Annotated in this window: 30 protein-coding genes; 14 read left to right on the forward strand and 16 right to left on the reverse strand. The window is 63.0% G+C overall.

What is annotated here, in order from left to right; all coding sequences use genetic code 11:
- Positions 1–62 precede the first annotated feature (62 nt).
- The 7 genes from pmtA to X727_RS146325 form a co-directional block, all read right to left on the reverse strand.
- Positions 63–668: a phospholipid N-methyltransferase PmtA gene (pmtA, locus tag X727_RS146355; RefSeq protein WP_023681321.1), complete on the reverse strand. Its 606-nt coding sequence runs from the start codon at positions 666–668 to the stop codon at positions 63–65.
- Between the two features lie 117 nt (positions 669–785).
- A complete protein-coding gene (gene dnaJ / locus X727_RS146350; RefSeq protein WP_023681322.1) occupies positions 786–1,916 on the reverse strand; it encodes a molecular chaperone DnaJ in 1,131 nt (376 codons plus the stop codon).
- Positions 1,917–2,135: 219 nt separating this feature from the next.
- Entirely contained in the window at positions 2,136–4,052 is a 1,917-nt protein-coding gene (dnaK, locus tag X727_RS146345) for a molecular chaperone DnaK (RefSeq protein ID WP_023673200.1), read from the reverse strand.
- 371 nt (positions 4,053–4,423) lie between these two features.
- Positions 4,424–5,422 carry an LLM class flavin-dependent oxidoreductase gene (locus tag X727_RS146340; RefSeq protein WP_023834584.1) on the reverse strand — a complete coding sequence of 333 codons (999 nt, stop codon included), beginning with the start codon at positions 5,420–5,422 and terminating at the stop codon, positions 4,424–4,426.
- Positions 5,423–5,444: 22 nt separating this feature from the next.
- Positions 5,445–5,648, reverse strand: a complete 204-nt coding sequence (locus X727_RS146335; RefSeq protein ID WP_023687482.1) for an arylamine N-acetyltransferase — start codon at positions 5,646–5,648, stop codon at positions 5,445–5,447.
- Positions 5,649–5,730: 82 nt separating this feature from the next.
- The gene (locus tag X727_RS146330; RefSeq protein ID WP_023681324.1) at positions 5,731–6,900 is read right to left on the reverse strand and encodes an AI-2E family transporter; all 1,170 of its coding nucleotides are present in this window, start codon (positions 6,898–6,900) and stop codon (positions 5,731–5,733) included.
- A gap of 109 nt (positions 6,901–7,009) precedes the next feature.
- A complete protein-coding gene (locus tag X727_RS146325; RefSeq protein WP_023741321.1) occupies positions 7,010–8,071 on the reverse strand; it encodes an LLM class flavin-dependent oxidoreductase in 1,062 nt (353 codons plus the stop codon).
- Positions 8,072–8,305: 234 nt separating this feature from the next.
- Here X727_RS146325 and X727_RS146320 point away from each other — a divergent pair, with 234 nt between their 5' ends.
- Positions 8,306–8,734 carry a DUF6481 family protein gene (locus X727_RS146320; RefSeq protein WP_023673205.1) on the forward strand — a complete coding sequence of 143 codons (429 nt, stop codon included), beginning with the start codon at positions 8,306–8,308 and terminating at the stop codon, positions 8,732–8,734.
- A gap of 85 nt (positions 8,735–8,819) precedes the next feature.
- On the opposite strand, the gene sugE is transcribed toward X727_RS146320, so the two are convergent.
- A complete protein-coding gene (sugE, locus tag X727_RS146315; protein WP_023681326.1) occupies positions 8,820–9,134 on the reverse strand; it encodes a quaternary ammonium compound efflux SMR transporter SugE in 315 nt (104 codons plus the stop codon).
- A 204-nt stretch (positions 9,135–9,338) separates the two neighbouring features.
- Complete coding sequence (locus X727_RS1000000169630) at positions 9,339–9,464, reverse strand: hypothetical protein (protein WP_006200611.1); 126 nt, start codon at positions 9,462–9,464, stop codon at positions 9,339–9,341.
- Positions 9,465–9,676: 212 nt separating this feature from the next.
- On the opposite strand from X727_RS1000000169630, the gene X727_RS146310 reads away from it, so the two are divergent.
- From X727_RS146310 to X727_RS146295, 4 genes are all read left to right on the forward strand, one after another.
- Positions 9,677–10,486, forward strand: coding sequence for a transglutaminase family protein (locus X727_RS146310; RefSeq protein WP_023687480.1), 810 nt, complete (start codon positions 9,677–9,679; stop codon positions 10,484–10,486).
- A gap of 112 nt (positions 10,487–10,598) precedes the next feature.
- Entirely contained in the window at positions 10,599–11,552 is a 954-nt protein-coding gene (locus tag X727_RS146305; RefSeq protein WP_023701969.1) for a cation diffusion facilitator family transporter, read from the forward strand.
- A 77-nt stretch (positions 11,553–11,629) separates the two neighbouring features.
- The gene (locus X727_RS146300) at positions 11,630–12,034 is read left to right on the forward strand and encodes a GFA family protein (protein ID WP_023673210.1); all 405 of its coding nucleotides are present in this window, start codon (positions 11,630–11,632) and stop codon (positions 12,032–12,034) included.
- An 81-nt stretch (positions 12,035–12,115) separates the two neighbouring features.
- On the forward strand, positions 12,116–12,922 hold the full coding sequence (locus X727_RS146295; protein ID WP_023834585.1) for a class I SAM-dependent methyltransferase: 807 nt from the start codon (positions 12,116–12,118) through the stop codon (positions 12,920–12,922).
- A 101-nt stretch (positions 12,923–13,023) separates the two neighbouring features.
- Here X727_RS146295 and X727_RS146290 read toward each other — a convergent pair whose 3' ends face one another.
- Entirely contained in the window at positions 13,024–14,277 is a 1,254-nt protein-coding gene (locus tag X727_RS146290; protein ID WP_023828842.1) for a DNA recombination protein RmuC, read from the reverse strand.
- A 103-nt stretch (positions 14,278–14,380) separates the two neighbouring features.
- Between X727_RS146290 and def the strand changes: the two genes are divergently transcribed.
- From def to truA, 6 genes are all read left to right on the forward strand, one after another.
- Positions 14,381–14,911 (forward strand): peptide deformylase, encoded by a 531-nt coding sequence (def, locus tag X727_RS146285; protein WP_023828841.1) that lies wholly within the window; start codon positions 14,381–14,383, stop codon positions 14,909–14,911.
- A 99-nt stretch (positions 14,912–15,010) separates the two neighbouring features.
- Entirely contained in the window at positions 15,011–15,298 is a 288-nt protein-coding gene (locus X727_RS146280; RefSeq protein ID WP_023696043.1) for a hypothetical protein, read from the forward strand.
- Complete coding sequence (locus X727_RS146275; RefSeq protein ID WP_023732763.1) at positions 15,295–15,720, forward strand: type II toxin-antitoxin system VapC family toxin; 426 nt, start codon at positions 15,295–15,297, stop codon at positions 15,718–15,720. The genes X727_RS146280 and X727_RS146275 overlap by 4 nt, the downstream gene beginning before the upstream one ends.
- A 38-nt stretch (positions 15,721–15,758) precedes the next feature.
- A complete protein-coding gene (gene fmt / locus X727_RS146270) occupies positions 15,759–16,709 on the forward strand; it encodes a methionyl-tRNA formyltransferase (RefSeq protein ID WP_023725313.1) in 951 nt (316 codons plus the stop codon).
- Positions 16,706–17,212, forward strand: a complete 507-nt coding sequence (locus X727_RS146265) for an N-acetyltransferase (RefSeq protein ID WP_023692998.1) — start codon at positions 16,706–16,708, stop codon at positions 17,210–17,212. Before fmt ends, X727_RS146265 begins: the two co-directional genes overlap by 4 nt.
- Positions 17,213–17,223: 11 nt before the next feature.
- Positions 17,224–17,979 carry a tRNA pseudouridine(38-40) synthase TruA gene (gene truA, locus X727_RS146260; RefSeq protein ID WP_023681338.1) on the forward strand — a complete coding sequence of 252 codons (756 nt, stop codon included), beginning with the start codon at positions 17,224–17,226 and terminating at the stop codon, positions 17,977–17,979.
- Here the strand turns inward: truA and X727_RS146255 are convergent.
- A complete protein-coding gene (locus X727_RS146255; protein ID WP_023696038.1) occupies positions 17,976–18,581 on the reverse strand; it encodes a hypothetical protein in 606 nt (201 codons plus the stop codon). The genes truA and X727_RS146255 overlap by 4 nt on opposite strands.
- A gap of 2 nt (positions 18,582–18,583) precedes the next feature.
- Positions 18,584–19,774 carry a succinyl-diaminopimelate desuccinylase gene (gene dapE, locus X727_RS146250; RefSeq protein WP_023732760.1) on the reverse strand — a complete coding sequence of 397 codons (1,191 nt, stop codon included), beginning with the start codon at positions 19,772–19,774 and terminating at the stop codon, positions 18,584–18,586.
- Positions 19,775–19,889: 115 nt separating this feature from the next.
- On the opposite strand from dapE, the gene X727_RS146245 reads away from it, so the two are divergent.
- Complete coding sequence (locus tag X727_RS146245; RefSeq protein ID WP_023744892.1) at positions 19,890–20,903, forward strand: 2-dehydropantoate 2-reductase; 1,014 nt, start codon at positions 19,890–19,892, stop codon at positions 20,901–20,903.
- Between the two features lie 65 nt (positions 20,904–20,968).
- On the opposite strand, the gene X727_RS146240 is transcribed toward X727_RS146245, so the two are convergent.
- Genes X727_RS146240 through dapD form a run of 3 tightly spaced genes read right to left on the reverse strand, consistent with a single transcriptional unit; the run spans position 20,969 to position 23,016 of the window.
- Complete coding sequence (locus X727_RS146240; RefSeq protein WP_023732758.1) at positions 20,969–21,739, reverse strand: hypothetical protein; 771 nt, start codon at positions 21,737–21,739, stop codon at positions 20,969–20,971.
- Positions 21,740–21,760: 21 nt separating this feature from the next.
- Positions 21,761–22,165 carry a DUF805 domain-containing protein gene (locus X727_RS146235; protein WP_081726158.1) on the reverse strand — a complete coding sequence of 135 codons (405 nt, stop codon included), beginning with the start codon at positions 22,163–22,165 and terminating at the stop codon, positions 21,761–21,763.
- On the reverse strand, positions 22,162–23,016 hold the full coding sequence (gene dapD, locus X727_RS146230) for a 2,3,4,5-tetrahydropyridine-2,6-dicarboxylate N-succinyltransferase (protein WP_023744894.1): 855 nt from the start codon (positions 23,014–23,016) through the stop codon (positions 22,162–22,164). The genes X727_RS146235 and dapD overlap by 4 nt, the downstream gene beginning before the upstream one ends.
- A gap of 147 nt (positions 23,017–23,163) precedes the next feature.
- On the opposite strand from dapD, the gene X727_RS146225 reads away from it, so the two are divergent.
- On the forward strand, positions 23,164–24,009 hold the full coding sequence (locus X727_RS146225) for an LOG family protein (RefSeq protein WP_023681343.1): 846 nt from the start codon (positions 23,164–23,166) through the stop codon (positions 24,007–24,009).
- Between the two features lie 80 nt (positions 24,010–24,089).
- Here the strand turns inward: X727_RS146225 and X727_RS146220 are convergent, their stop codons facing one another.
- Positions 24,090–24,809 carry a pyrimidine 5'-nucleotidase gene (locus X727_RS146220; RefSeq protein WP_023834586.1) on the reverse strand — a complete coding sequence of 240 codons (720 nt, stop codon included), beginning with the start codon at positions 24,807–24,809 and terminating at the stop codon, positions 24,090–24,092.
- 175 nt (positions 24,810–24,984) lie between these two features.
- Between X727_RS146220 and X727_RS146215 the strand changes: the two genes are divergently transcribed.
- A complete protein-coding gene (locus tag X727_RS146215; protein ID WP_023681345.1) occupies positions 24,985–25,746 on the forward strand; it encodes a GGDEF domain-containing protein in 762 nt (253 codons plus the stop codon).
- Positions 25,747–25,903: the final 157 nt, after the last annotated feature.

Here is a 25,903-nt window from a genome sequence, read left to right on the forward strand (position 1 = left end):
TTCCTTCGGGAGACGTCGATCCTCTACAAGGCGCCAGAGACTTCTCCCGCCCCCAATACCAGCTAATGCGCTTCGCGCCGGTAGATCCACAGCTGCGTCGGCGGGATGTTGCGGAAGATGAAGTCGAAATGCTTGACCGTGTAATTGCCGCGGCCGGGCGGGATCGGCGACAACGGCCCATAGGTCAGCTGCACGATCGGCCGTCCAACCGGGATGCGGTCTAGCAGGCTTTCAATATAGGCGATCCGCTGTGCGACCGGGAAATTGAGCAGCGGCACGCCGGAGACGACGGAATCGAAAACCATACCGCTCTTCTCGCCAAGCGTGGCGTTGAGATTGAAGGCATCGCCCTCGATGACGTTGACGCCGGGATAGAGCTGGCGCAGATGGCGCACGAAATCGGTGGAATATTCGACCGCATAGAGGTTTTCGGGCTTAACGCCCTGGGCGAGGATTGCACGCGTGATGACGCCTGTGCCGGGGCCGACTTCAAGCACCGGCAGGCCGGACTTCGGATTGACGATGGAAGCCATCTTGCGGGCGGTGACGGAGCTTGTCGGCACGATCGAACCGACCGACTTCGGCTTGTCGATCCAGCCTTTGAAGAATTTGAGTTCGTCGTCGAACTTTTCCGCCAGCGCCTTCCGCAATCCCGGACCACGTGCCATGCAAGTTCTCCTCAACACTCCCCGAACGCTACTTAGCAGCTAACAGGTCCAAGGCAAGGCGCGATCTGGCATAAGATGTTGATGACGTTTGGGAAGCGTGGCGGCCTTGGCTTGGGTTCAGTGCTCGCCGAAGGATTCGAAAAAGTCCTTCATGCGGGCGAAAAAGCCGCTCGACTGGGGAGAATTGTCCTTCGACGACAGCTGCTCGAACTCTTCCAGCAACTCGCGCTGGCGGCGCGACAGGTTTTGCGGCGTTTCGACCGCGGTCTGGATATAGAGGTCGCCGACATTGGGCTGGCGCAGCACCGGCATGCCCTTGCCCTTGAGGCGGAACTGGCGGCCGTTCTGCGTGCCTTCGGTCACTTTCACCTTGGTCTGACTGCCGTCCAGCGTCGTCACCTCGAACGAGCCGCCAAGGGCGGCCGTCGTCATCGATATCGGCACCTTGCAGTAGAGATCGGCGCCGTCGCGCTGGAAGAATTCATGCGGCTTCACCGCCAGGAAAATATAGAGGTCGCCCGATGGGCCGCCGCGCAGGCCCGCCTCGCCCTCATTGGCAAGCCGGATGCGGGTGCCGTCCTCGATGCCGGCCGGGATATTGACCGACAGCGAGCGTTCCTCGGTGACGCGGCCCTGGCCGGCGCATTTCGGGCACGGGTCCTTGATCGTCTGGCCGCGGCCTTGGCATTGCGGGCAGGTACGCTCGATCGAGAAGAAGCCTTGCGTCGCTCGTACCTTGCCGTGGCCATGGCACATCGAGCAGGTCACCGGCTGGGTGCCGGGCTTGGCGCCGGTCCCGGAGCATTCCGTGCATGAGATCGAGGCCGGCACGCGGATTTGCGCGGTCTTGCCGGCAAACGCTTCTTCCAGCGTGATTTCCATATTGTAGCGCAAATCGGCGCCGCGTTCGCGGCCGCCCGACGAGCGGCGCTGGCGCCCGCCCATCATGTCGCCGAAAATATCTTCGAAAATGTCGGCGAAGCCGCCGGCGCCAAAACCTTGCGCGCCGCCATTCATGCCGCCCTGCTCGAAGGCGGCGTGACCGAAACGGTCATAGGCCGCGCGCTTCTGCGGGTCCTTCAGCGTTTCGTAGGCTTCGTTGATTTCCTTGAACTTATGCTCGCATGAGTGATCGCCGGGATTGCGGTCGGGATGGAACTGCATGGCCAGCTTGCGGAAAGCGCTCTTGAGCTCCTTCTCGTCGGCGCCCTTTTGCACGCCCAGCGTCTCGTAGAAATCAGCTTTCATCTTTTCCCGCAGTCCGGATGCTCAACGTCTTGATGCATGTTGCGTCGTTTGCCGGCACGTTGTCTCGATTTAGGAGCGGTGCTGCCCGGATGCTAGGGCCGGCGCGCTTGTGCCTGTGTTTTTCAGTGACTTTTTCGGCAAGGCCCGCACTTTTTCAGCGAGGGTTGCAAAAAAGCCCGGCTTTGCGCCGGGCTTTCCGCTTTATTTGCCGTCAACCGGTCAGGCCGACTTCTTCTTCTCGTCGTTTTCGTCGATTTCCTCGAAATCGGCGTCGACCACATCGCTATCCTTGGCCGCGTCCGCCTTGGCGTCGGCTTCCGCCGCTTCCTTCTGCGAAGCTTCGTACATGGCCTGGCCGAGCTTCATGGATGCTTCGGCAAGCGTCTGCGACTTGGCCTCGATGTCGGCGGCATCGTCGCCTTCGGCAGCAGCCTTCAGCGCCGTGATAGCCTCCGATATCGCCGTGCGCTCGGTTTCCGAAACCTTGTCGCCATATTCCTTCAGCGACTTCTCGGAGGAGTGCACCAGCGCCTCGGCCTGGTTGCGGGCCTCGACCAAAGCACGCCGCTGCTTGTCGGTCTCGGCATTGGCTTCGGCGTCCTTGACCATCTTCTCGATGTCGGCGTCCGAAAGGCCACCAGAGGCCTGGATGCGGATCTGGTGCTCCTTGCCGGTGCCCTTGTCCTTGGCCGAAACGTTGACGATGCCGTTGGCGTCGATGTCGAAAGTGACCTCGATCTGCGGCACGCCGCGCGGCGCCGGCGGAATGCCGACCAGGTCGAACTGGCCGAGCGCCTTGTTGTCGGCAGCCATTTCACGCTCGCCCTGGAAGACGCGGATGGTCACGGCCGACTGACTGTCTTCAGCGGTCGAGAACACCTGGCTCTTCTTGGTCGGGATGGTCGTGTTGCGTTCGATCAGGCGGGTGAACACGCCACCCAGCGTCTCGATGCCGAGCGACAGCGGCGTCACGTCGAGCAGCAGCACGTCCTTCACGTCGCCCTGCAGCACGCCGGCCTGGATGGCGGCGCCCAAAGCGACGACTTCATCCGGGTTGACGCCCTTGTGCGGCTCCTTGCCGAAGAACTGCTTCACGATCTCCTGGATCTTGGGCATGCGGGTCATGCCGCCGACCAGGACCACTTCGTCGATCTCGCCAGCCTTCAGCCCGGCATCCTTGAGCGCCGCCTTGCAGGGCTCGATGGTGCGCTGGACGAGATCGTCGACCAGCTGCTCGAACTTGGCACGGGTCAGCTTCAGCGTCAGGTGCTTGGGGCCGGTCGCGTCGGCGGTGATGAAGGGCAGGTTGATTTCCGTCTGCGTCGTCGACGACAGCTCGATCTTGGCCTTTTCAGCCGCCTCCTTGAGGCGCTGCAGCGCAAGCTTGTCGTTCTTCAGGTCGATGCCCTGTTCCTTCTTGAACTCGGCCGCCAGGTATTCGACGAGACGCATGTCGAAATCCTCGCCGCCGAGGAAGGTGTCGCCATTGGTCGACTTCACTTCGAACACGCCGTCGCCGATTTCGAGCACCGAAATGTCGAACGTGCCGCCGCCAAGGTCATAGACGGCAATGGTCTTGCCATCCTTCTTGTCGAGGCCGTAGGCAAGTGCTGCAGCCGTCGGCTCGTTGATGATGCGCAGCACCTCAAGGCCGGCGATCTTGCCGGCGTCCTTGGTGGCCTGGCGCTGGGCGTCATTGAAATAGGCCGGAACGGTGATGACCGCCTTCTCGACCTTCTCGCCGAGATAGGCCTCCGCCGTTTCCTTCATCTTCTGCAGGATCATGGCCGAGATCTGGCTGGGCGACTGCTTCTTGCCGCCGGCCTCGACCCAGGCATCGCCATTGTCGCCCTTGACGATCTTGTAGGGGACAAGCTTCTTGTCCTTCTCCGTCACCGGGTCGTCATAGCGGCGGCCGATCAGGCGCTTGACCGCGAAGATGGTGTTTTCAGGATTGGTGACCGCCTGGCGCTTGGCCGGCTGGCCGACGAGACGTTCGCCGTCGCCCGAGATGGCGACGATGGAAGGCGTCGTGCGCGCGCCTTCCGCATTTTCAATGACCTTGGGCTCCTTGCCATCCATGATGGCGATGCAGGAGTTGGTGGTGCCGAGATCGATACCGATTACTTTTGCCATTTTTCTAGTCTCTCCGCTAAGCAGGCTCTCAGGACCCGTAAGGCGTTCCGACGAAAGCCCCTGTTCACAAGAAATTCCGCTCCGGCAACCGGCATTCCGGCACTGGGCGGCTTGGCGCGTATATAAGAACAGGCGGCATCGGGCGCAAGCATTCTGCGCATGGCATCCACCGCGCCGCACTTGGCGCCTTTGAACAGCCGCCCAGCGGCCCGGATGTGCTCCAACCGCGCTCAAAACCCCAGGATCTGCGCGATCCCCCGGCGAAGCGCCCAGTCAGGGCTTCGAAACCACAAGAAAACGTCACCTATGCGTGAGAGAGGCGGCTCCTGGCTGAGGAAGGCGCCTGCCCACAGCAGACACAGGCAAAAGCGTCACGCGGCCTGCGACAGCGATTTATGCGCCTCGGCCAGGATTTCGAACGAGCGCACGCGTGCCGCATGGTCGAAGATCTGCGCGGTCACCATCAGCTCGTCTGCGCCGGTGCGGCGCACGAACGCGTCTATGCCTTGCCGGACGGTTTCGGGAGAGCCGACGACGGCGCAGGACAGCGCCTGCGAAATCATGGTTTTTGCCATCGGCTCGAGCGTCTGGTCATAGCCCTCGACCGGCGGCGGCAGGCGGCCGGCCCGCCCGGTGCGCAGATTGACGAAGGCCTGCTGGAGCGAGGTGAACAGCAGTTTTGCCTCTCCATCGGTCGGTGCGGCGAAAACGTTGAGGCCGAGCATGACATAGGGCTTGTCCAGCTGTTCCGAAGGCTGGAAGCGCGAACGGTAGATCTCCAGCGCATGGTCCAGTTCGGCCGGCGCGAAATGCGAGGCGAAGGCATAGGGCAGGCCGAGCATGGCGGCGAGCTGCGCGCCATAGAGGCTGGAACCGAGGATCCAGACCGGCACCTTCTGGCCTTCGCCGGGCACGGCGTGGATACGCTGGCCTACCGCGGCCGGCTGGAAATAGCCCATCAGCTCGACGACATCCTGGGGGAAATTGTCTGACGCCTCGAGATTGCGGCGCAGCGCGCGCGCTGTTCCCATATCGGTGCCGGGCGCGCGGCCGAGGCCGAGGTCGATGCGGCCGGGGTGCAGTGCCGCCAGCGTGCCGAACTGCTCGGCAATCACCAGCGGCGCATGGTTGGGCAGCATGATGCCACCGGCGCCGACGCGGATGGTCTTGGTGCCGCCGGCGACATGGGCGATGACAACGGCGGTCGCCGCGCTGGCGATGCCCGGCATGTTGTGGTGCTCGGCCAGCCAGTAGCGCCTGTAGCCGAGCCGCTCGGCATGGCGGGCCAGGTCGAGCGAATTTGCCAGCGATTGCGAGGCGTCGCTGCCTTCGACGATCGGCGACAGGTCGAGAACGGAAAGTGCGGTCATGGGCCTCAAGCCTTTACGATGTTCAACTGCCTGACCCTGGTTTCGAAGGCGCGGTCGGGAATGAGGATGTCGAGCTGGTGCCAAGCAGCGGGTCCAAATTCTCGAACGGGATCGCCTGCGGATGCTGGCGATGCGACGCGCTCAGCGTGCCGAGCGGAGCATCGATCGGGCCGCGATAGCCGATGCGGTCGAAATAGGAATCGAGGTCGAAGGAGGCATCGTTCATCGCAGGGTCCGGGTTGACCGGCTCGATATAGGCACTCCGCCTGAAGACAACAAATGCGAGATGACGGACAGGCGCGGCAAGCTTATGGCGCGGCCTTTCCGTTCTCTTCGGCCGCTTCCTCCTCCACCACGGCCGTCTGCTGTGCGGCGAGAAAATTGCCGACATGGCTGAGGCCATCGAAATGATCGCAGAACACTTTGACGACGACCAGCAGCGGCACCGCCATCAGCGCGCCGACAAAGCCCCAAAGCCAGGACCAGAAGGCGATGGCGATGAAGATCGCCACGGCGTTGATCTCGAGGCGTCGGCCGACAACCATCGGCGTAACGAACTGGCCTTCGACGATGTCGCACAAAAGCACGAAGCCCGGCGCCAAAAGGGCGTAGGTGATCGAGTCGAAGCTGATCATCGCAATGACGCTGACCAGCACGATGGTGATCAGCGCGCCGACATAGGGCAGGAAGTTGAGCAGCGCCGCCATCGTTCCCCAGACGAGCGGGTTGGGCATGCCGAGCGCCCACAGGCCAAGGCCGATAACCGCGCCGAGACCGGCATTGATGACGGTGACGGTGAGCAGATAATGCGAGATTTCGCGCTCGACGTCATAGACGACGCGCAAGGCCCGCTTCTTCTCACTGAGGCTGGCGAAGGACTGGATGATCTTCTCATAGAACATCGTGCCTGACGCCAGCAGGAACAGCGACAGCACGAAGATGATGGTCAGGCTTGTCCCCGCCGACAGGACGTTGCTGGCGGCGGCCGACAGGACGCCGGACTGCGCCATCGCCACCTTCTGGATGCCCGGCTCCTGCGAGGTCTCCGTCATCTGTTCGATCTGATGCGAGATCTGCATGATCCTCTCGAGCGGACGCCGCAATTGCGCCAGCCGTTCGGTAAGTTGTTGGCCGATCGACGAGGTGTTGTTGAGAAGGTCGATGACCGGGCCGCTGAGCAGATAGCCGGCAACGCCGAAGACGCAGATCGACAGCACGACCAACATTGTCGCCGAAACCACTTCCGGAATGCCGCGCTTGCGCAGGAAGCGCACGATTGGTGTCAGCGTCAGCGTCAGCAGGAAGGCGAGGATGACCGGCATGAAGAAAGCACGCGCGAAATACAGCGCGTAGATGGCCATGAACAGGAAGATCCCGATGAGCAGCGAACGCATCAGATGCGTGTCGGCACGCGCCACAACTCTCGCCTCTTCGGTCTCGGCAAGGCCAGCACCCAAAGCGGCGGGTTCGGCTTTCATGATTTTCCCTCAGCGGCGCACCGCAATTGGTGCTTTCCCCTGACGGAAACGCCTCTGCAAGCCCAAGGTTCCGTTAGCCGGCAAGGCCTCAATCCGGGCCGCCCGTCGCTCAGGCGGCTGGCGCTGCGACGGCGACGCCGGGCTTGGCGGTCTCCTTGCGTACGATCGGCGCCACCTTGGTGCCGTACAGTTCGATCGCCTTCATGATCTTGGCGTGCGGCATGGCGCCGATCGCCATCTGCAGCAGGAAGCGGTCATTGTTGAAGATCTTGTGCTGGGCGACGATCTTTTCCGCCACCTGCTCCGGATCGCCGACGAACAGCGCGCCGTTCGGACCACGCGACTGATCGAAATGCGCCCGCGAGGTCGGGCCCCAGCCGCGCTCGCGGCCGATGCGGTTCATCACTTCGGCCTGCGGGCCATAGAAATCGTCGGCCGCCTGTTCAGTGGTGCCGGCGATGAAGCCGTGCACATTGATGCTGGTGGCAAGGCCCGAGGGGTCGGTACCGGCCCGCCTTGCGGCATCGCGATAAATGTCGAACAGCGGTGCAAACCGCGCCGGCTCGCCGCCGATGATGGCCAGTGCCAGCGGCAAACCGAGCACGCCCGCGCGCGCCGCAGATTGCGGCGTTCCACCTATTGCGATCCAGATCGGCAATTTGTCCTGCAGCGGCCGCGGATAGACGCCGCGGTCGTTGATCGGCGCGCGCAGATTGCCGGACCAGGTAACTTTGACGCCGCCGCGTATGGCCAGCAGCAAATCGAGCTTTTCGGCGAACAGCTCGTCATAGTCCTCGAGATTGTAGCCGAACAGCGGGAAGGATTCGATGAACGAACCGCGCCCGGCCATGATCTCGGCCCGGCCGCCCGACAAAAGGTCGAGCGTTGCGAACTGCTGGAAGACGCGAACCGGATCGTCGGAGGACAGCACGGTGACCGCGCTGGTCAGCTTGATGCGCTTGGTGCGTTCGGCGGCAGCGGCCAGCGCCACCACCGGCGCGGACGCGGCATAGTCGGGGCGGTGATGTTCGCCCAGACCAAAGACGTCGAGGCCAACCTGGTCAGCCAGCTCGACCTCCTCGATCAGATTGCGCAGCCGCTGATGCGGGCCGATCGCGCCGGGGCCGGGCTCCGGGCTGACGTCGGCGAAAGTGTAGAGACCGAGTTCCATGGCATGTCATCCAAATGTTCTGATTTGCCGCTAGAGGTAGCGGCGAGCCGCCCCGGCCGCCAGAGGGGCGGATAGTGAACAGTGCATGTCGGTTTCGGCCGGCTTTGTTTCAGGGAAAACGCGTCTCCCGGCTGCAACAGCCTAAACTTTCATGGCTGGCATACCGTTTTGGCGCTTGAACTCTCGGTTTTCGCGCGTATGTAAGCGTCGCGAATTGACTTCAGGGAAGTGGACTTGGCTATCTACAGGGAAAAAGACATTTTCGAGCGGCGCAATGCCGCGAACGAGGCAAAGAAGGCGCTTCTGGAGCGCTTCAAGTCGAAGCCGGCGGCTGATGATCCTGCGGTTCTGGCCAAACAGGCCGAACGCAAGGCGATTCTTGAGGCTCGCGAAATACGCGAGGCCGAAAAGGCCAGGCTGAAGCAGGAAAAGCTGGCACGCGAGGCGGTCGAGAAGGCCGAGCGCGAGGCAGCAGCCGAAGCGGCGCGTATTGCGGCCGAAGAGGCAGCGCAGGCTGAAGCGAAGATCAAGGAAGCCGAAGAAAACGAGCGCATCGCCCGTTTGCTGGCCGACGAAGCCGAACGCAAGGCCAAGCGCGACGCACGCTATGCGGCGCGCAAGCAGCGTACCGGCAGGACGCCTCCGGGCTTCTCCGCCCGCTAACGCTTCGATCGAAACGATCGGACATCAGGGTCGCCTTCCAGCGGCCCTGAATGTGTTTGTGCGTCGATTTCCTTGGTTGCTTTGCTCAGGCGGCGAGCTTCAGCCCCATAATGCCGCAGACGATGAGCGCAATGCAGGCGAGCCGGATGGCCGTCGCAGGCTCGCCCAGCAGCCAGATGCCAAGAAGCGCCGTGCCGACCGTGCCGATGCCGGTCCACACCGCATAGGCCGTCCCGACAGGCAGCGTCTTGAGCGCCAGGCCGAGCAACCCGAGGCTGATGATCATCGAGGCGACAGTGAGCACCGTCGGCAGCGGCTTCGAGAAGCCGTCGGTGTATTTGAGGCCGATCGCCCAGCCGATTTCGAACAGGCCGGCGAAAAACAGAAAAATCCACGACATCGGGATGCACTCCATTCCATGAGCATGGCGGGCCGTCCCGGCCGATTTATGGGAAGGCGCGAGGTCGTCCTCGCCGCTTCGACACAAGCGGCTGCGCCGGTGCGATCAACAAACACCGGCCGCATCGTTCATGCCGCCGGTGTCAAAATCTGCGCCGAAACGGTTTGTCCGGATTTCAACCGTCCAAGATCTTCCGAGGCGGGCTTACTTTTCCTTGAGCCTCATCGCCTTGACGGGCGGCGCCTTGAGTGCCGGAGCCGCTGCGGGCTTCTTGGCGTCTTTTTTCGGCTTCCGAGCTTCCTTGCCCGCCTTCATCGCACCTTTAGCCATGATTCGTTCCTCCAGTTGCTGGGAGGCCAAGTGAAACAAGAGAAACGCCGGACTGCAAGAGGGCTGCGTCTGTCGCCGGCGCCGTCGGGCCGCTTTCAACCGGTTTCTAATTTGCTCGTAAACCATTCCGGTCCGTGCCATGGTTGCCTTCGCACTGCAGCATCGGCCATGCCTTCGCCCGGCGATGATCAGGCAGTGCGGTCAGGACGACAATGCGAATCCGCATCGGCAGCGAGATGAGTTTCGATTTTCCGCAGGAAACGCCGCTGATCGCGATGCTCAACGTCCACTACTCCAGGGCCTCCGATCTCGAGCGCCCGGATTTCCTGACCTCCAACCCGCCGGTGCCGATCCAGAGCTACCGCGACAGTTTCGGCAATTGGTGCAACCGTTTCGTCGCCCCGCCCGGTCGCTTCACCTTCGGCACCGATTCGGTAATCCGCGACCCCGGCACGTTCGAGATGGGCGACCTGATGGCCTGGCAGCACGAGGTGCGCGATCTGCCGTCGGACACATTGCTGTTCCTGTTGCCCAGCCGCTTTTGCGAGAGCGATCTGCTGGCCAGCGAAGCCTGGCGGCTGTTCGGGCATACGCCGCTCGGTATTGCCCGCGTCCAGGCGGTCTGTGACTTCGTCCACAACCATATCGTCTTCAGCTACGGCAATGCGCGGCCGACCCGCACCGCGGCGGAAGCCTATCGCGAGCAAAGCGGCGTCTGCCGTGACTTTGCCCACCTCGCCGTCACCTTTTGCCGTGCGCTAAACATCCCGACCCGCTACTGCACCGGCTACATCAGCGACATCGGCCTGCCCAAACCTTGGGCGAGCATGGATTTCGCAGCCTGGATGGAGGTCTATCTCGGTGGCCGCTGGCATGTCTTTGACCCGCGCAACAATTCGCCACGCATCGGCCGCATCCTGATCGCGTCGGGTCGCGACGCCGCCGACGTGCCGCTGACCCACATCTTCGGACCGGGCACGCTGGCTGGTTTCAAGGTGTGGACGGACGAGATCATCGAATAGGGGCGTCTTTCCGCAAGCTGGCCTTCAACCTGAACGACCAGGCGATTCGTGCGTTGTGATCCCTGTGGAGCTCGGCGGCAGGCCGTTCCATTGGGCGCCTTGGAGGGACAGCATGGCAGCGCATGGCGGGTCGAAAACGGTCATCTACGCGGCGCTCGCCGGTAATTTAGCTATTGCTGTGACCAAATTCGTCGCCGCCTTCTTCACCGGCAGCTCGGCGATGCTGTCGGAAGGCGTGCACTCGCTGGTGGATACCGGCAATGGCGGGCTGCTGCTCTACGGCATGCACCGCGCCGCCCGTCCGCCGGACCGCACGCATCCGCTCGGCCATGGCCGCGAGCTGTATTTCTGGAGCTTCATTGTCGCCCTGCTCGTCTTTGCGCTCGGCGCTGGCGTGTCCTTCTATGAAGGCGTCGTCCACATCATGGCGCCTGAGCCGGTCGCCAATCCCAAAATCAACTACATCGTGCTTGGCCTTTCGATGCTGTTCGAGGGCAGCTCCTGGTACGTGGCGCTGAAGGAGTTCCGCCAGCAGAAGGGCAAGCAAGGCTGGCTGCAGGCCGTGCAATCGAGCAAGGATCCGAGCGTCTACACGATCCTGTTCGAGGACAGCGCCGCCCTGCTCGGTCTGTTCGTCGCCTTCGCCGGCATATTGGCGGCCGAACTCCTCGACATGCCCGAACTCGACGGCGTCGCCTCGATCGGCATCGCGATGATCCTCGGCGCCACCGCCATCTTTCTGGCGCGCGAAAGCAAGGGATTGCTCATCGGTGAGCCGGCCTCGCCGGAAGTGCAGGCCAAGGTGCTGGCCATCGCCCAGCAGGATCCGGCAGTGCAGCGGGCCAACGGCGTTCTCACCGTCCATCTCGGCCCGCAACAGATCGTCGCTGGGCTGAGCATCGAATTCGAGGACCATCTGACGGCGCCTGAGATCGAAGCCTGTGTCGAGCGCATCGAGGCGCTCTTGAAAAAAGAAATGCCGGAGATCACCAGACTGTTCGTCAAGCCGCAGACGACCGGAACCTGGGAGCACCGGCGCAAGCAGGTCGAGGCGGCGTCGGACTAGTTCTGGACCAGCAGTCCACCGTTGGCCCCGTCGCCTGGTCCCGCTAAGATCACCCGACGGATTTCGGAGAATCAACCATGAAAATCGATGGTGGGTGCCATTGCGGCGCCATAACTTATGAAGCAGACGTCGACCCGGAAAAGACCTCTATCTGTCATTGCACCGACTGCCAGCAACTGACCGGTACCGCCTTTCGTGTCACTGTTCCCGCGCCTGAGGATCATTACAGGATCACAAAGGGCACACCGAAGGTTTATATCAAGACGGGATCGAGCGGCGCCAAGCGTGCCCAGGCGTTCTGCGGCGACTGCGGTTCGCATCTTTACGCAACGTCGGTTGGCGACGGGCCGAAGGTCTATGGGATCAGGGCGGGGACCGCGCGGCAACGCGAGGATCTCGTTCCGACCCAACAGAAATGGCACCGATCGGCCCTGCACTGGCTTCCGGAATTCGAGGGCGTAAGCATCGTAGAGGCGCAGTAGCACCTGCCTCCCGGTTAAACGCGGCCCAAACCAGCCAATTATGTGCTAGGCTCGCCATCAAACGGATGGCGGGGGATAGCAATGTCGGAAACGGACAAAGTGTTTGCCGGCTCGATTCCGGAAAACTACGACCGCTACATGGTGCCGTTGATCTTCGAGCCGTTCGCCGCGGATTTGGCACGACGGGCAGCGTCCTTGTCGCCCGGCGCCGTCCTGGAAGTCGCCGCCGGCACCGGCGTTGTCACCCGCGCATTGGCGCCGAAACTGTCCCCTGGCGCAAGCTATGTCGTGACCGACCTCAACCAGCCTATGCTCGACTACGCGGCCTCGCGACAAGCTCCCGACAGTCGCATACAATGGCGTCAGGCGGATGCTCTGGCGCTGCCGTTCGAAGATGCGGCTTTCGATCTCGTTTGCTGTCAGTTCGGCGCGATGTTCTTTCCCGACCGAGCCGCCGGCTATCGCGAAGCAAAGCGGGTCCTGAAGACCGGCGGCCATTTCCTGTTCAACGTGTGGGATCGCATCGAAGACAATGTATTCGCCAATGATGTGACGAATGCTCTTGCGGAGATTTTTCCGAACGATCCGCCCCGCTTTCTCGCCCGCACGCCGCACGGCTACAATGACACTGCATTGATCCGCGGCGAGTTGGAAGCCGCAGGTTTCTCCCGTGTGGTGATCGACACGAGGGCCGAACAAAGCCGTGCCTCCTCGCCGCGCCTTCCGGCGGTTGCCTATTGCCAGGGAACTCCGCTTCGCAACGAAATCGAGGCCAGAGGAAAACTGGAAGCCGCAACCGATCACGCCGCGTCCGTGATTGCAGCCAGACACGGCAGCGGCGAGGTTGCGGCCAAGATCCAGGCGCACATGATCGTGGCTACGGTCTAATGCATGGCGCCCAGAAGTGTGCCGCGGTTCCGGGACAACGACATGCATCAAAACAAAGACTTTTAAAGCGCGTCGTATGAATCCGTTCAGCGCGACGCGCTTTAATCGTCGCCTTCGACGACACGTAGCCTGAGCTGCCCCGTCTTGGAATCCGCCACCCGCACCCCGGCTTCGGCCTTGGCGGGTCCGCCACCGCGCACTTCGGCTTCGCTTTCGCCAAACTCCAGCGCTTCGATCTTTTGGCCGCGCTTGGTCACCTTCGACGTCGACACCAGTATCTCGTCGATATCCTTGGCCGACTGGCCAAAATGCGTCTGCAACCGGCGCACGCGTTCGTCGACGCGCGCGACGTCTTCCATCAGCCGGATCACCTCGCCCTGGATCAGATGCGCCTGTTCGCGCATGCGGGCGTCCTTGAGGATGGCCTGGATGACCTGGATCGACAGCATCAAAAGCGACGGTGAGACGATGATGACACGCGCCCGGTGCGCCTTCTGGACCACGGCGTCGAAATTCTCGTGGATTTCGGCGAACACCGATTCCGACGGCACGAACATGAAGGCGGTGTCCTGCGTCTCGCCCTGGATCAGGTATTTTTCCGAGATATCGCGGACGTGAATTTCGATGTCGCGGCGGAAAGCCTGGGCCGCGATCTTCTGTTGTTCGGCGCCATCGGCGGCGCGGATGGCGTTCCAGGCTTCCAGCGGAAACTTGGCGTCGATGGCAAGCTGCGGCGCACCGTTCGGCATCCTGACCAGGCAGTCGGGACGGCTGCCGTTTGACAGCGTTGCCTGGAACTCGTAGGCGCCCATCGGAAGGCCGTCGGCGACGATCGCCTCCATGCGCGACTGGCCGAAGGCGCCGCGCGTCTGCTTGTTGGACAGGATCGCCTGCAATTGCACGACCTGGCCGGCCAGCGACTGGATGTTGCCTTGCGCGGTGTCGATGACCGCCAGCCGTTCCTGCAGTTTGGCGAGGCTCTCATGCGTCGATTTGGTCTGTTCGGTCATGGTTTGACCGAGCCTGCCGGTCATGGCGTCGAGGCGCTGGCCGATCGACTGGTTGAGTTCGGCCTGCCTTGCGCCGAACACGTCGGCGATGGCGCCCATGCGGCCCTGCATCTCGGCCTGGCTTTGCAAAATGCCGGCCATCCGCGCCTCGGCGTCGCGGGCGTGGTCGGCGGCTTCCGCCGCGGCGATGGTGCGCGCCTTGGCCGATCGCCACAGCGCCACGACAAGCGCCAGGAACAGGCCGAGAAACACCAGCGCGCCGAGGGTCAGTGCATGGCCGAGCGTGATCGTCGTGGCGCCAAGCCGGGCAACGGGTTCGGAAAGGATGGTGCTCAGGTCGTTCATCCCGCCAGCATAGCCGATTCGCAGACCTGGCACAGATCAAAACGTGAACGAGACCGATTCGCACCGGTTGACGCTTCTCCTGCGACGTTTTAGGTGAGGCGCCATGTCGATCAAGCCGCTCATCATCCTTCCCGATCCCATCCTGCGCCAGGTTTCCAAACCAGTCGAACGCGTCGACGCGCCTTTGCGCAAACTGGCCGACGACATGCTGGCGACGATGTATGATGCGCCGGGCATCGGCTTGGCCGCAATCCAGATCGGCGAGCCGCTGCGCATGCTGGTCATCGACCTCGCCAAGGAAGACGAGCCAACGGCGCCGCATGTGTTCATCAATCCCGAAATCCTCGAAAGCGCCGACGCCCGCTCGGTCTACGAGGAAGGCTGCCTGTCGATCCCGGACTATTACGCCGAGGTCGAGCGTCCCGCCTCGGTGCGCGTGAAATATCTCGACCGCGACGGCAAGCTGCGGGAGATCGAGGCCGAAGGCCTGATGGCGACTTGCCTGCAGCACGAGATCGACCATCTCAACGGTGTGCTGTTCATCGACCACATCTCGAAGCTGAAGCGCGACATGGTGGTCAAGAAGTTCAAGAAGCTCGCCAAGGACAAGGCGCCGGGCAAGCTGGTGGGATAGGCCCTGCTTTCGGCGACTCGCACAAAATCGCGTCTCGACCCGCCCCTATTGAGAGACGCTTCCTTGCGTGATATCATTGATATCAGACTGGAGACTCCGATGGGCGATATGTTGATCAGAGATATTCCCGAGCCGTTGAAGCGTGAAATCGAGCATGCGGCACGCAAGGGCGGCCAAAGCCTCTCGATCAAGGCGATCGATCTGTTGCGAAAAGGCATGGTTGCGGAAAAAGAAGGCAAGGCCGAGCCTGGACTCACGGCTTGGGATGCGATTCGCGCTGCCTTCGCCTCGGAAAATGCAATCAGCGACGAATTTGCGCAGATGATGGATGAGATCGAAGCGGAACGGAAACGCGACTTTGGCCGCACCATTGAGAATTTCGAGTGATAATCCTCGATACCAATGTCGTCTCGGAAGCGAGCCGGCCCGCGCCCGATCCAAACGTCGCTAAGTGGTTTCGCAGACAGGACCTGCTCGACCTCTATCTCTGCGGTCCTGTTGTCATGGAGCAGTCCTTTGGAGCCGAAAGGTTTCTGAACAAGACCGGCTCGGACCGCCACGTCCGTGCACTTGACCACCTGGTTTCGAAGCAGTTTTCGGGACGTGTCGTCGAATTTGCCGGTCCCATTCCCCGTCTGGCGGGCAAGCTCCGGGCAATGCGGGAAACTATCGGCCGGCCGATCAGCCTTTCCGATGCCATGATCGCTGCCATCTGCCTGTCGCACGACGCTATGCTGGCGACGCGCAATATTAAGGACTTCGAAGAGCTTGACCTCAAGATCGTAAACCCGTTTGAAGCAGACGCTTGAGCGGACTGCCGCGCGCAGAACAGGATACTGGACGAAAAATGCCGCTTCGCGTCATCTTCATGGGCACGCCGGAGTTTTCGGTGCCGGTGCTGCGCGCGATTGCCGAGGCCGGGCACGAGATAGCAGCCGTCTACACGCAGCCGCCGCGCGCCGCGGGCCGCCGCGGGCTGGAGCTGACACCGTCGCCGGTGCAGCGCGAGGCTGAGCGGCTGGGCATCGAAGTGCGCACGCCGCTGTCGCTGAAGGGCGAGGGCGAGCAAGCTGCTTTCCATGCGTTGCGTGCCGATGTCGCAGTCGTCGTCGCGTATGGTTTGCTGTTGCCGAAGGCTATTCTGGAGGCTCCGCGCCTCGGCTGCCTCAATGGCCACGCCTCGCTTTTGCCGCGTTGGCGTGGTGCAGCTCCCATCCAGCGAGCCATTATGGCCGGCGACGTCGAAACCGGCATGATGGTGATGCGCATGGAAGAGGGCCTGGACACCGGTCCGGTGGCACTGGTTGAAAAATGCGCCATAGAGCCCGACATGACGGCCGGCGATCTGCACGACCGCTTGATGAACATTGCTGCCACGCTGATGGTGGAAGCGCTGTCCCGATTGGAGACAAATACCCTGGCATCGACTTTGCAGGCGGCTGACGGGGTGACCTACGCCAGGAAAATCGATAAGTCGGAGACACGTGTGGACTGGACGCGCCCGGCTGCGGAGGTCCACAATCACATTCGCGGCCTGTCGCCATTTCCCGGCGCCTGGTGCGAGGCCGACATCGGCGGCCGCACGGAACGGCTGAAACTGCTTCGCTCGACGCTTTTGGAAGGCACGCTTTCTGAAAGCATGGGCGAGTCGGGAGGAATTCTCGATGACCGGCTGACGGTCGCCTGCGGGTCGGGCGCGGTCAGGCTGGTCGAAGTTCAACGGGCAGGCGGAAAGCCCGCTGCCGCGCAGGAGTTTCTGCGCGGGGCCAAGATCGAAAAAGGAATGAAGTTCTCATGAGCATGATGTCGATACGCGGCGCGACGCCGCGGGACCGCGAGGCCATACGCCTGGTCGAGGAACACGCATTCGGCCAGCAGGCGGAGGCCGGGCTGGTCGACGCTCTGGTCACCGGCGGCGACGCCGTTGTCGAACTGGTGGCGGAAGAAGACGGCCAGGTGGTCGGCCACATCCTGTTTTCCAGGCTGTTCGTCCAGAACGGCGGCAAGCAGTTCGCAGCCGTGGCGCTGGCGCCGTTGGCGGTGGAACCTTCGTTCCACGGCTCGGGCATTGGCGGTGCGCTGATCCGCGAGGCGCATATCCGCCTCAGGGATGGCGCCGAGACGCTCGCCGTTGTGTTGGGCGATCCGGCCTATTACGGCCGCTTCGGCTACAGCCATGCGCGCGCCGAAAAGTTCGAGAGCGAATATCAGGGCGAAGCGCTGCAGGCGCTGGCCTGGGGTGACGCACCCGAAAAAGGCAAACTGGTCTACGCCCAGGCCTTTACCGCACTCGCCGCCTGAACGAAGGGTGTATGCCGCGTTTTCGTCTCGATATCGAATATGACGGCAGCCTCTTCGCCGGCTGGCAACACCAGGCGGATCAGCCTTCGGTGCAGCAGGCGATAGAGCAGGCGATCGAGAAATTTTGCGGTGAGGCGGTGCGGATACGCGCCGCCGGCCGCACCGACGCCGGCGTGCATGCGACCGCCCAGGTGGCGCATGTCGACCTCGCCAAGGCATGGCCAAACGACAAGGTGCGCGACGCCGTCAACGCGCACCTGCAGGCGGCAGGCGCGCGCATCGCCATCCTGCAGGCCACGGTTGTCCCCAATGAGTTCGACGCCCGTTTCTCGGCCACCGGACGGCACTATCTCTACCGCATCCTCAACCGGCGCGCGCCTGCAGCGATGGAAAAGGGCAAGGTCTGGTGGGTGCCGAAGCGGCTCGATGCGGACGCCATGCACGAAGCGGCGAAAGTCCTGCTCGGCCGACATGACTTTACCACCTTCCGCTCGACGCAATGCCAGGCCAATAGTCCGGTGCGGACGCTGGAGCGGCTCGATGTAAGCCGCCAGGGCGACCTGATCGAAGTCAGGGCCTCGGCGCGCTCTTTCCTGCACAACCAGGTGCGCTCCATGGTCGGTTCGCTGAAACGCGTCGGCGACGGCGGCTGGACCGCCGCCGACCTCAAGGCCGCGCTCGCTGCACAAGACCGCGCCGCCTGCGGCCAGGTGGCGCCGCCCGACGGGCTTTTTCTCGTCGGTGTAGACTATCCGGAAAAGTTCTAGGCCGGAGCGGCGGTCGGCACAGTGATGCCGAGCAGCGCCACCAGGCCGAACAACACGGCCAGAGACACCACCAACATGCCTGCGAACACGGCGCTGCCGACAGCCGCGCCCTTGCCGATCGCGGCGTTGGTCATCCGCCAGGAGAGTACCAGCGAAAGCACCACCAGAACCAGCCACACCAATTCGGCAACCGGGTTGCCGGACGGCAGGAAAAGCCTGATCAGCGCTGAAGGCAGCAGCATCCAGGCGGTGATCGCCGACGCCCAGTTGCTGGCAACGACATAGTGGACGAAGCGGTCGCCGATGCCGGCGCGCGATGCGACCAGGGCAAGCACAAACAGGGGCAGCAGCCACGAGCCGAGGTCGACGGTCGCCAGGCGAACCAACATGCCCAGCCGGCCGGCGAACGCATTGGGATCGCCGATCTCGTTGGCCGTGCCGACCCACCCGACGATCATCGCCGGCGCTGCGACGACGATGGCGAAGAAGGAATTCCAGAAGCCGTCCGCCGAAAGGTCGAGCAGCCGCAAGCCGTCGGCCTTTCCGAGCATCAGCCGCCAGGCGCCGTTAAGCGATGAAGAGGTCTCGTCAACCGAAAGCATGATCAGCCCTGCTCGAACCAGTCATCGATGAAGCGCTGGTAGATTTGGGTCAGCGTCTCGAGGTCGGCCAGTGCGACGCGCTCGTCGACCATGTGCATGGTCTTGCCGACCAGGCCGAACTCGACCACCGGGCAATAGTCCTTGATGAAACGCGCATCCGAGGTTCCGCCCGAGGTGGACAGCGCCGGCTCCTTGCCGACCGTCGCCTTGATCGAGCCGCGCAGCGTCCCGATCAGCTTGTCGTCGCGCGTCAGGAAGACATGGCTCGGCCGGTCGCGCCAGATCAACTCGTAGTCGACCGGCGTCTTGCCGGTCCGGTATTTCTTGCGCTTCGCCGCCTGGTCGAGGCGGTTATGGATCTCGGCCTGCACCGTCTCGGCAGTCCATGTGTCGTTGAAGCGGATGTTGAAGGTGGCTGTCGCCTTGGCCGGAATAACATTGGTCGCGGGGTTGCCGACATCGATCGAGGTCACTTCCAGATTGGTCGGCTGAAAATCCTTCGTGCCCTTGTCGAAGACGGGCGACAGCAAGGCGTCGACCAGGCTGATCAGGCCGCGCACCGGATTGTCGGCGAGCAATGGATAGGCGACATGGCCCTGGCGGCCGTTGACCGTGACACTGCCCGACATCGAGCCACGCCGGCCGATCTTGATCATGTCGCCGAGCGTGTCCGGATTGGTGGGCTCGCCGACGATCGCGGCGTCCCATTTCTCGCCCCTGGCCGCCGCCCAGTCGAGCAGTTTTGTCGTCCCGTTGATGGCCGGCCCCTCCTCGTCGCCGGTAATCAGCAGCGAGACCGAGCCTTTCGGACCACCCTTGTTCTCGACATGGCGCGCCACGGCAGCGATGAAACAGGCAATGCCGCCCTTCATGTCGACGGCGCCGCGGCCGTACATCTCGCCCTTGGCGATCTCGGCGGCGAAGGGCGGATGCGTCCACGACGCCTCGTCGCCCGCCGGCACCACGTCGGTATGGCCGGCAAACATCAGATGCGGCCCGTTGCCGGAGCGACGCGCGTAGAGGTTCTCGATGTCGGGGGTGCCGTCTTCGGAAAACACAGGGCGTTCGACGGAAAAGCCGAGCGGCTTCAGCATGCCTTCCAAGGCAGCCAGCGCGCCGCCCTCGGCGGGCGTTACGGAGGCGCAGCGTATGAGGGTCGCGAGGTTGGCGGCGGGATCGGTCGGCAGTTTCATGGGCAAAGCGATAGTCGAAAGCGAAAGGCCTGTCACGGCCAGAGATGATGACCGATCCTGCCGCCGACATTATGGTTTTCCTGTCGTATAGTGCAGGCCAACACGAGATAATCGCATGGCCAACGCCGAAAAGACCATCGTCATTGCCGGCGCCGGCAGCATCGGCTGCTATGTCGGTGGTTGCCTGGCGCTGGCCGGACGCAAGGTGGTGTTTTTGGCGCGGCCAGACATAGCGACGGCCTTGCTGGGCGGTGGCCTGCGCATCACCGATCTCGATGGTCGCGACCGATCCATCCGGCCGGAGTCCGTCACCACCGATCCCGCCGCTGCCCTCGCCAGCGCCGACGTGGTGCTGGTGACGGTCAAGAACGGCGCTACCGAGGAGATGGCGTCGCTTGTTGCCGGACATGCGCGCGGCGATGTCGTGGTGGTCAGCCTGCAGAACGGCGTCGGCAATGCCGACCGGTTACGCGCCGTGCTCGGTGGCCGGACTGTACTCGCCGGCATGGTGCCGTTCAATGTCGTCCAGTCGGCCATAGGCAATTTGCCGCTTCACGTGCATCGCGCCAGCGACGGCAAGGTCATGATCGAAGATGGCGTGACCGGCCTTGCCGGCCTTCTCGATGTCGAAGGGCTTGGCGTGGAAACCCATCCCGACATGAAAGCCGTTCAGTGGGGCAAGCTGCTGATCAACCTCAACAACGCGCTTGTCGCCTTGTCCGGCCTGCCGCTGGCGAGCGAACTTGCCGACCGCCGCTGGCGGCGGATCCTGGCCGGTCAGATCGACGAGGCCCTGGCGGCGATGAAGGCGTTACATATCGCGCCGGCGCGGATCGGCGGCTTGCGTCCCGGCCTGCTGTCGAAGCTGCTCCGGCTGCCGGACTGGCTGTTCCGGCTGGTCGCCCGCCGCATGCTCGCCATCGACCCGCAGGCGCGCTCGTCCATGTGGGACGACCTCCAGCGCGGTCGGCCGACCGAGATCGGTGACCTGCAGGGGGCCGTCCTGAGCCTCGCCGAAAAGGCCGGCACGCCGGCGCCTCTGCTGAAGCGGGTCACCGCGCTGGTGCAGCAGGCCGAGCGGGAAAAGCGCGGCTCACCCGGGCTGACGCCGGAAGCCGTCACTGGATAGTCTGCTTGCGCGAGCCTCGGGCCTTGGCCCGCATAGCCCGAAAATAGGCGCGTGGGCCCGCCGCGTCACAGCTTTGGTGCGCGCCTCGGAGCCGGCGCTTTGCTCGCCGAGCCTGGCGCCGGCAGGGGCTGCGCAGCCGGGTGGTTCTCGATCAGCGTGATCTTCTGCCAGATCTTGCGCGACAGGTTGGACGCCAGGTTCTCGACGTCGTTGACGCCGTCGATGACCACATCGTCATTGACCGACTGCGCAAACAGCGCCGCGATCTTGCCGGTGATCGACAGCATCTCCGAGCAATAGTCGAGGTAGCGCGCCAGGTCGGCGGCATTGGTGATGCGCGCCGGCGAATGCGCGGTCGGCCTGAAATTGGCGGACAATGCTGCCGGATCCTTGGTCAGCTGGTGCATGTCGATGACATGGATCAGCGATCTCAACCCATGCAGCTGGCGAAACACCCGCTTGCGCTTGATGCGCTCCTCGGTGCGGATCAGCGCCAGCAGGCCAAGCACGGCAAGGATCATCATGTTGATCGTGGCTTCGATGCCTTGCACCGACTGCACCGCATCGTCGGCCTGCGAGATATGGATGAGCGGCAGGATGGTGCCGACGAACAGGAAGATCAGCGCGCCGGCGGCAACAGCGGCGACGATGGCGCCGCGGAGCCACCAGATCGGCGCTTCGAGCGCCTGCGCCGCCTTGGCCAGGTCGCGCGACAGCGACACCAGTTCGGCGGCGACGCCGCGCAGGCCGGCATCGGGAAAACGCTCGGCGACGCGCTCTTCCAGCCGCTCGGCGGTGTCGATGATCAGTTTCGGATCAAGCGTGCGGTAGCGCATGGCGAGATATCCGGTCGGCGCTCATGGTTCAGCCGGCGCGTTGCTGCGTTTGCCGTAGCGGTTCGGACCGGGGTCACCGCGGAAACACGCTAGAACGATGAGAAGAATGGGGCCGATGATAAGAGAGATCAACGCGAAATAAGTCGGCTTGCCGAAATCATGAAACCGCTTTGCGGTTACCGCAAAGCTCGACCATGTCGAGATCAGCAAAACGACCCAGAACACAAGTGCCCAGTTCTGGCTGGTTGCGGTGCCGGGTTCCAGTCTCGACAACTGGTAGAGCGGGAAAAACTGTGCAAGCACCAGCAGCAGCCCGGCGAGCACGTAGGCACTTGGGCTGACGCGCCCTGAGAGGCTGAAGAAAAGCCAGGGAAGTGGTGGTGTGTTGGGCAATCTGGAGCGCTCTGGTTGCTCGGACAGGATCAATCACGCAGCAGTTCGTTGATCGAGGTTTTCGACCGGGTCTTGGCATCGACGCGCTTGACGATGACGGCGCAGTAGAGGCCAGGGCCCGGCTCGTTGTTCGGAAAGGCCTTGCCCGGCATCGAGCCGGCGACGACGACCGAATTAGGCGGCACCTCGCCATAAAACACTTCGCCGGTGGCGCGGTCGACGATCTTGGTCGACTGGCCGATGAACACACCCATTCCGAGCACCGAGCCTTCGCGCACGATGCAGCCCTCGACCACTTCGGAGCGCGCGCCGATGAAGCAATTGTCCTCGATGATGGTTGGGCCGGCCTGCATCGGCTCCAGCACCCCGCCGATGCCGACGCCGCCCGAGAGGTGCACATTCTTGCCGATCTGGGCGCAGGAGCCGACCGAGGCCCAGGTGTCGACCATGGTGCCGCTGTCGACATAGGCGCCGACATTGACGAAGGACGGCATCAGCACCGCGCCCGGCGCGACATAGGCAGAACGGCGCACGATCGAAGACGGCACGGCGCGGAAGCCTGCCTTCTCGAAATCGACCGCACTCCAGCCGTCGAACTTCGACGCCACCTTGTCCCACCAGACCGCCTGGCCGGGGCCGCCCTTGATGATCTCCATCGGATAGAGCCGGAAGGAGAGCAGCACCGCCTTCTTCAGCCACTGGTTGACATGCCATTTGCCATCCGGCTGGCGCTCGGCGACCCGCACGGTGCCACGGTCGAGCAGGTCGAGTGAGGACTGGATGGCGTCGCGCGTTTCGCCACGGGTCGCGGTCGAAATCGTGTCGCGCTCCTCGAAGGCCTTCTCGATGATCTTTTCGAGGCTGGCCAGATCAGGCTTCGACATGAATTCGCTCCGTTACCACGCTGTTAAGGCCGTCGGCCTTAACCTTGTTTTGAAAGTCGCGCGGACCCTATGTTAAGGCGTATTGGGGGTCAATCGCGGGTGCGCCATGGGACGGCGCAAGTGAACTGTTGGGACGGGTAGAAGCATATGACTCCTATGGAAAAGGCGGGATGGACGCCGCTGCCGCATTCGGACGAGGATCTGGAGCGCTCGAAAAGCGTACCCGACACGCCGCAGACTCGCGCCGAAACCTACCGGCTGGCCTGGAACGATCCCGACTTCATGACGCGCCGGGAGTTGCGCGCTGTGCGCTTGCAGCTTGAGCTCTTGAAGCCCGAAATGATCCTGGCCGAGCGCGGCATCCGCTCGACGGTGATCCTGTTCGGCGGCGCGCGTATTCCCGAGCCCGGCGGCGAGGCCTGGGCCGCCAAGAACGAGACGCAGAAGAAAAACCTCGAGGAAAACAGCAAATATTACGAGGAGGCGCGCAAATTCGCCCGCCTCTGCTCACAGCAATCGGCCACGTCCTACTACCGCGAATTCGTCGTCGTCACCGGTGGCGGCCCAGGCGTGATGGAGGCGGGAAATCGCGGCGCCGACGATGTCGGCGCGCCGTCGATCGGCCTCAACATCGTCCTGCCACACGAGCAGGCGCCGAACGCCTATGTGACCCCGGAGCTGTGCTTCAACTTCCACTATTTCGCCATCCGCAAGATGCATTTCGTCATGCGCGCCAAGGCCGTCGCGGTGTTTCCGGGCGGCTTCGGTACCATGGACGAATTCTTCGAGACGCTGACGCTGATCCAGACCGGCCGCATGGAGCGCGTGCCGGTGATCCTGTTCGGCAAGGCGTTCTGGCAGCGCGCGATCGACCTCGATTTCCTGGCCGAACAAGGCACCATCACGCCCGGCGACCAGGATATCATCGACTTTGTCGACACCGCCGACGAGGCCTGGGGGATCATCAGCCGCTTCTACAAGTTGGGGGAGTAGGGGAACCGGGAATTGAAGAACTGAAGAATTGAGGAAAAGGAGGTCCGGATCGGTCTCCCTTTCACCAGTTCTTCAATTCTTCAGCTCCTCAATTCCTCTACCCCCTCCACTATCCCCGTCAGAAACGCCGCGAGATCGTCGGTGACGAAATCGACGTCGTCCTCATTGGCCGGATCGCGTTCCCAGATCTCGGCAAAGGTCGGCTCGAAATTGCGCGGCACCACCAGCACCGTGGTCATGCCCAGTGATTTCGGCACCTCGAGGTTGCGGGCGAGATCCTCGAACATCACCGCATTGTGTCCGGTGACGGCGTGCAGTTCGGCAAACTTCTCATAGGTCTGCCGCGACGGCTTCGGCGTCAGCCCGGCGGCGACGATATCGAAAATGTCGTCGAAATGGTCGAGTATGCCGAGCTGGCGCGCGGTGCGCTCGGCGTGCCTGCGGTCGCCATTGGTGAAGATGAACTTGCGGCCGGGCAGCTGGCGGATAGCGGTGCCCAGCACCGGATCCGGCACCAGCCACGAATAGTCGATATCATGCACCTTTTCGAGAAAGTCGTCGGGGTCGATGCCGTGACGCGTCATCAGCCCGTTCAGCGTCGTGCCATATTCGAGATAGAGTTCCTTCTGCAGCTTGCGCGCTTCCTCGCGCGGCAGCGTGAGCAGTTCTCCGACATAGGCCGTCATCTTGACGTCGATCTGCGAAAACAGATTCGAATGGTGCGGATAAAGCGTGTTGTCGAGGTCGAACACCCAGTCGGTGACATGGGCGAAGCGGGCGGGATCGGGCAGCGTGGTCATGGCGTCCTTATGGCATGAAATATCTGCCGTTCGAACCCCTTTCTGATGTAGAGCTTATCCACAACCTATGTGCATCTAGAGTTGTAAAAATGGGCTCACCATTCAAATTTTAGCCATCACGGAAAGGTGGCCTTCAGGGCTTGCTGGCACAGAGACGGTTCAGTGGGAGCCAGCGATGAGTCGCATAGTCTTAAAGTCCGCCGCGGTCGCATTCGGCTCGGTAGCCATCTCGCTTTTGCTGACGCTGATCATCGTTCCCGCCATGGGTTTTCCGGTCGACCGCACTGTCTGGCTGACATCGACGGTGTGCCCGCTGGCGCTCGCCTGGATCGCCTGCGCCAGCACCTTCTGGCAGAGCGACCGACTGAAAAACGCGCATCGCGATCTCGCCCGCGCGCATGCCCAGCTCGCCGCCGCGCATCGGCGCCTGTCGGCGAAGGCGAGCCGCGACGACATGACCGGCATGCTCAACCGCGAGAGCTTCTTTGCCGCGTTGGACGGCTCGCGGCGCAAATCCGATCGCGGCGCGCTGCTGATCATCGACGCCGACCATTTCAAGGCGATCAACGACAGTTTCGGCCATCTGACCGGCGATGACGCACTGGTGTTGATCGCCAGCGCCATCGAGCGCGGCGTCCGCAGCGGCGACGTGCTCGGCCGCATTGGCGGTGAGGAGTTCGGCGCCTTCCTGGTCGGCGCTACGGAAGCCGAAGCCCGGCGCGTAGCCGAGCGCATCCGCCGTGAAGTCGAGCTGGTCCGCTTTCGTCCGGTCGACGAGCGCACGGTGCCGCTGACCGTCTCGATCGGCGGCATCACCTGTGCGCAAGATGCCGATGTCTCGGACCTGATGCGCGCCGCCGACCGCCGGCTCTACGAGGCCAAGCACCGCGGCCGCAATTTGTCGATCCTCGACCGGGACATTTCCGAAGCTGCCTAGGTGTTGGTGGTGGGGCTGTTAACGGTTCGCCAACATTGTTTCCACGCAACTGCGCCGTTTACCGGGTTGTAACTCGTTTACAGGCAAGGCTTGGCACGGGAATGGCATGTCTGGCCGGTACCTGTGCCGTTCAGGGAACGCCATGCGTGGATCGAAG

Origin of the sequence: Mesorhizobium sp. L103C105A0 (assembly GCF_000502215.1) — a bacterium.
In the GTDB taxonomy this organism is placed as follows: domain Bacteria; phylum Pseudomonadota; class Alphaproteobacteria; order Rhizobiales; family Rhizobiaceae; genus Mesorhizobium.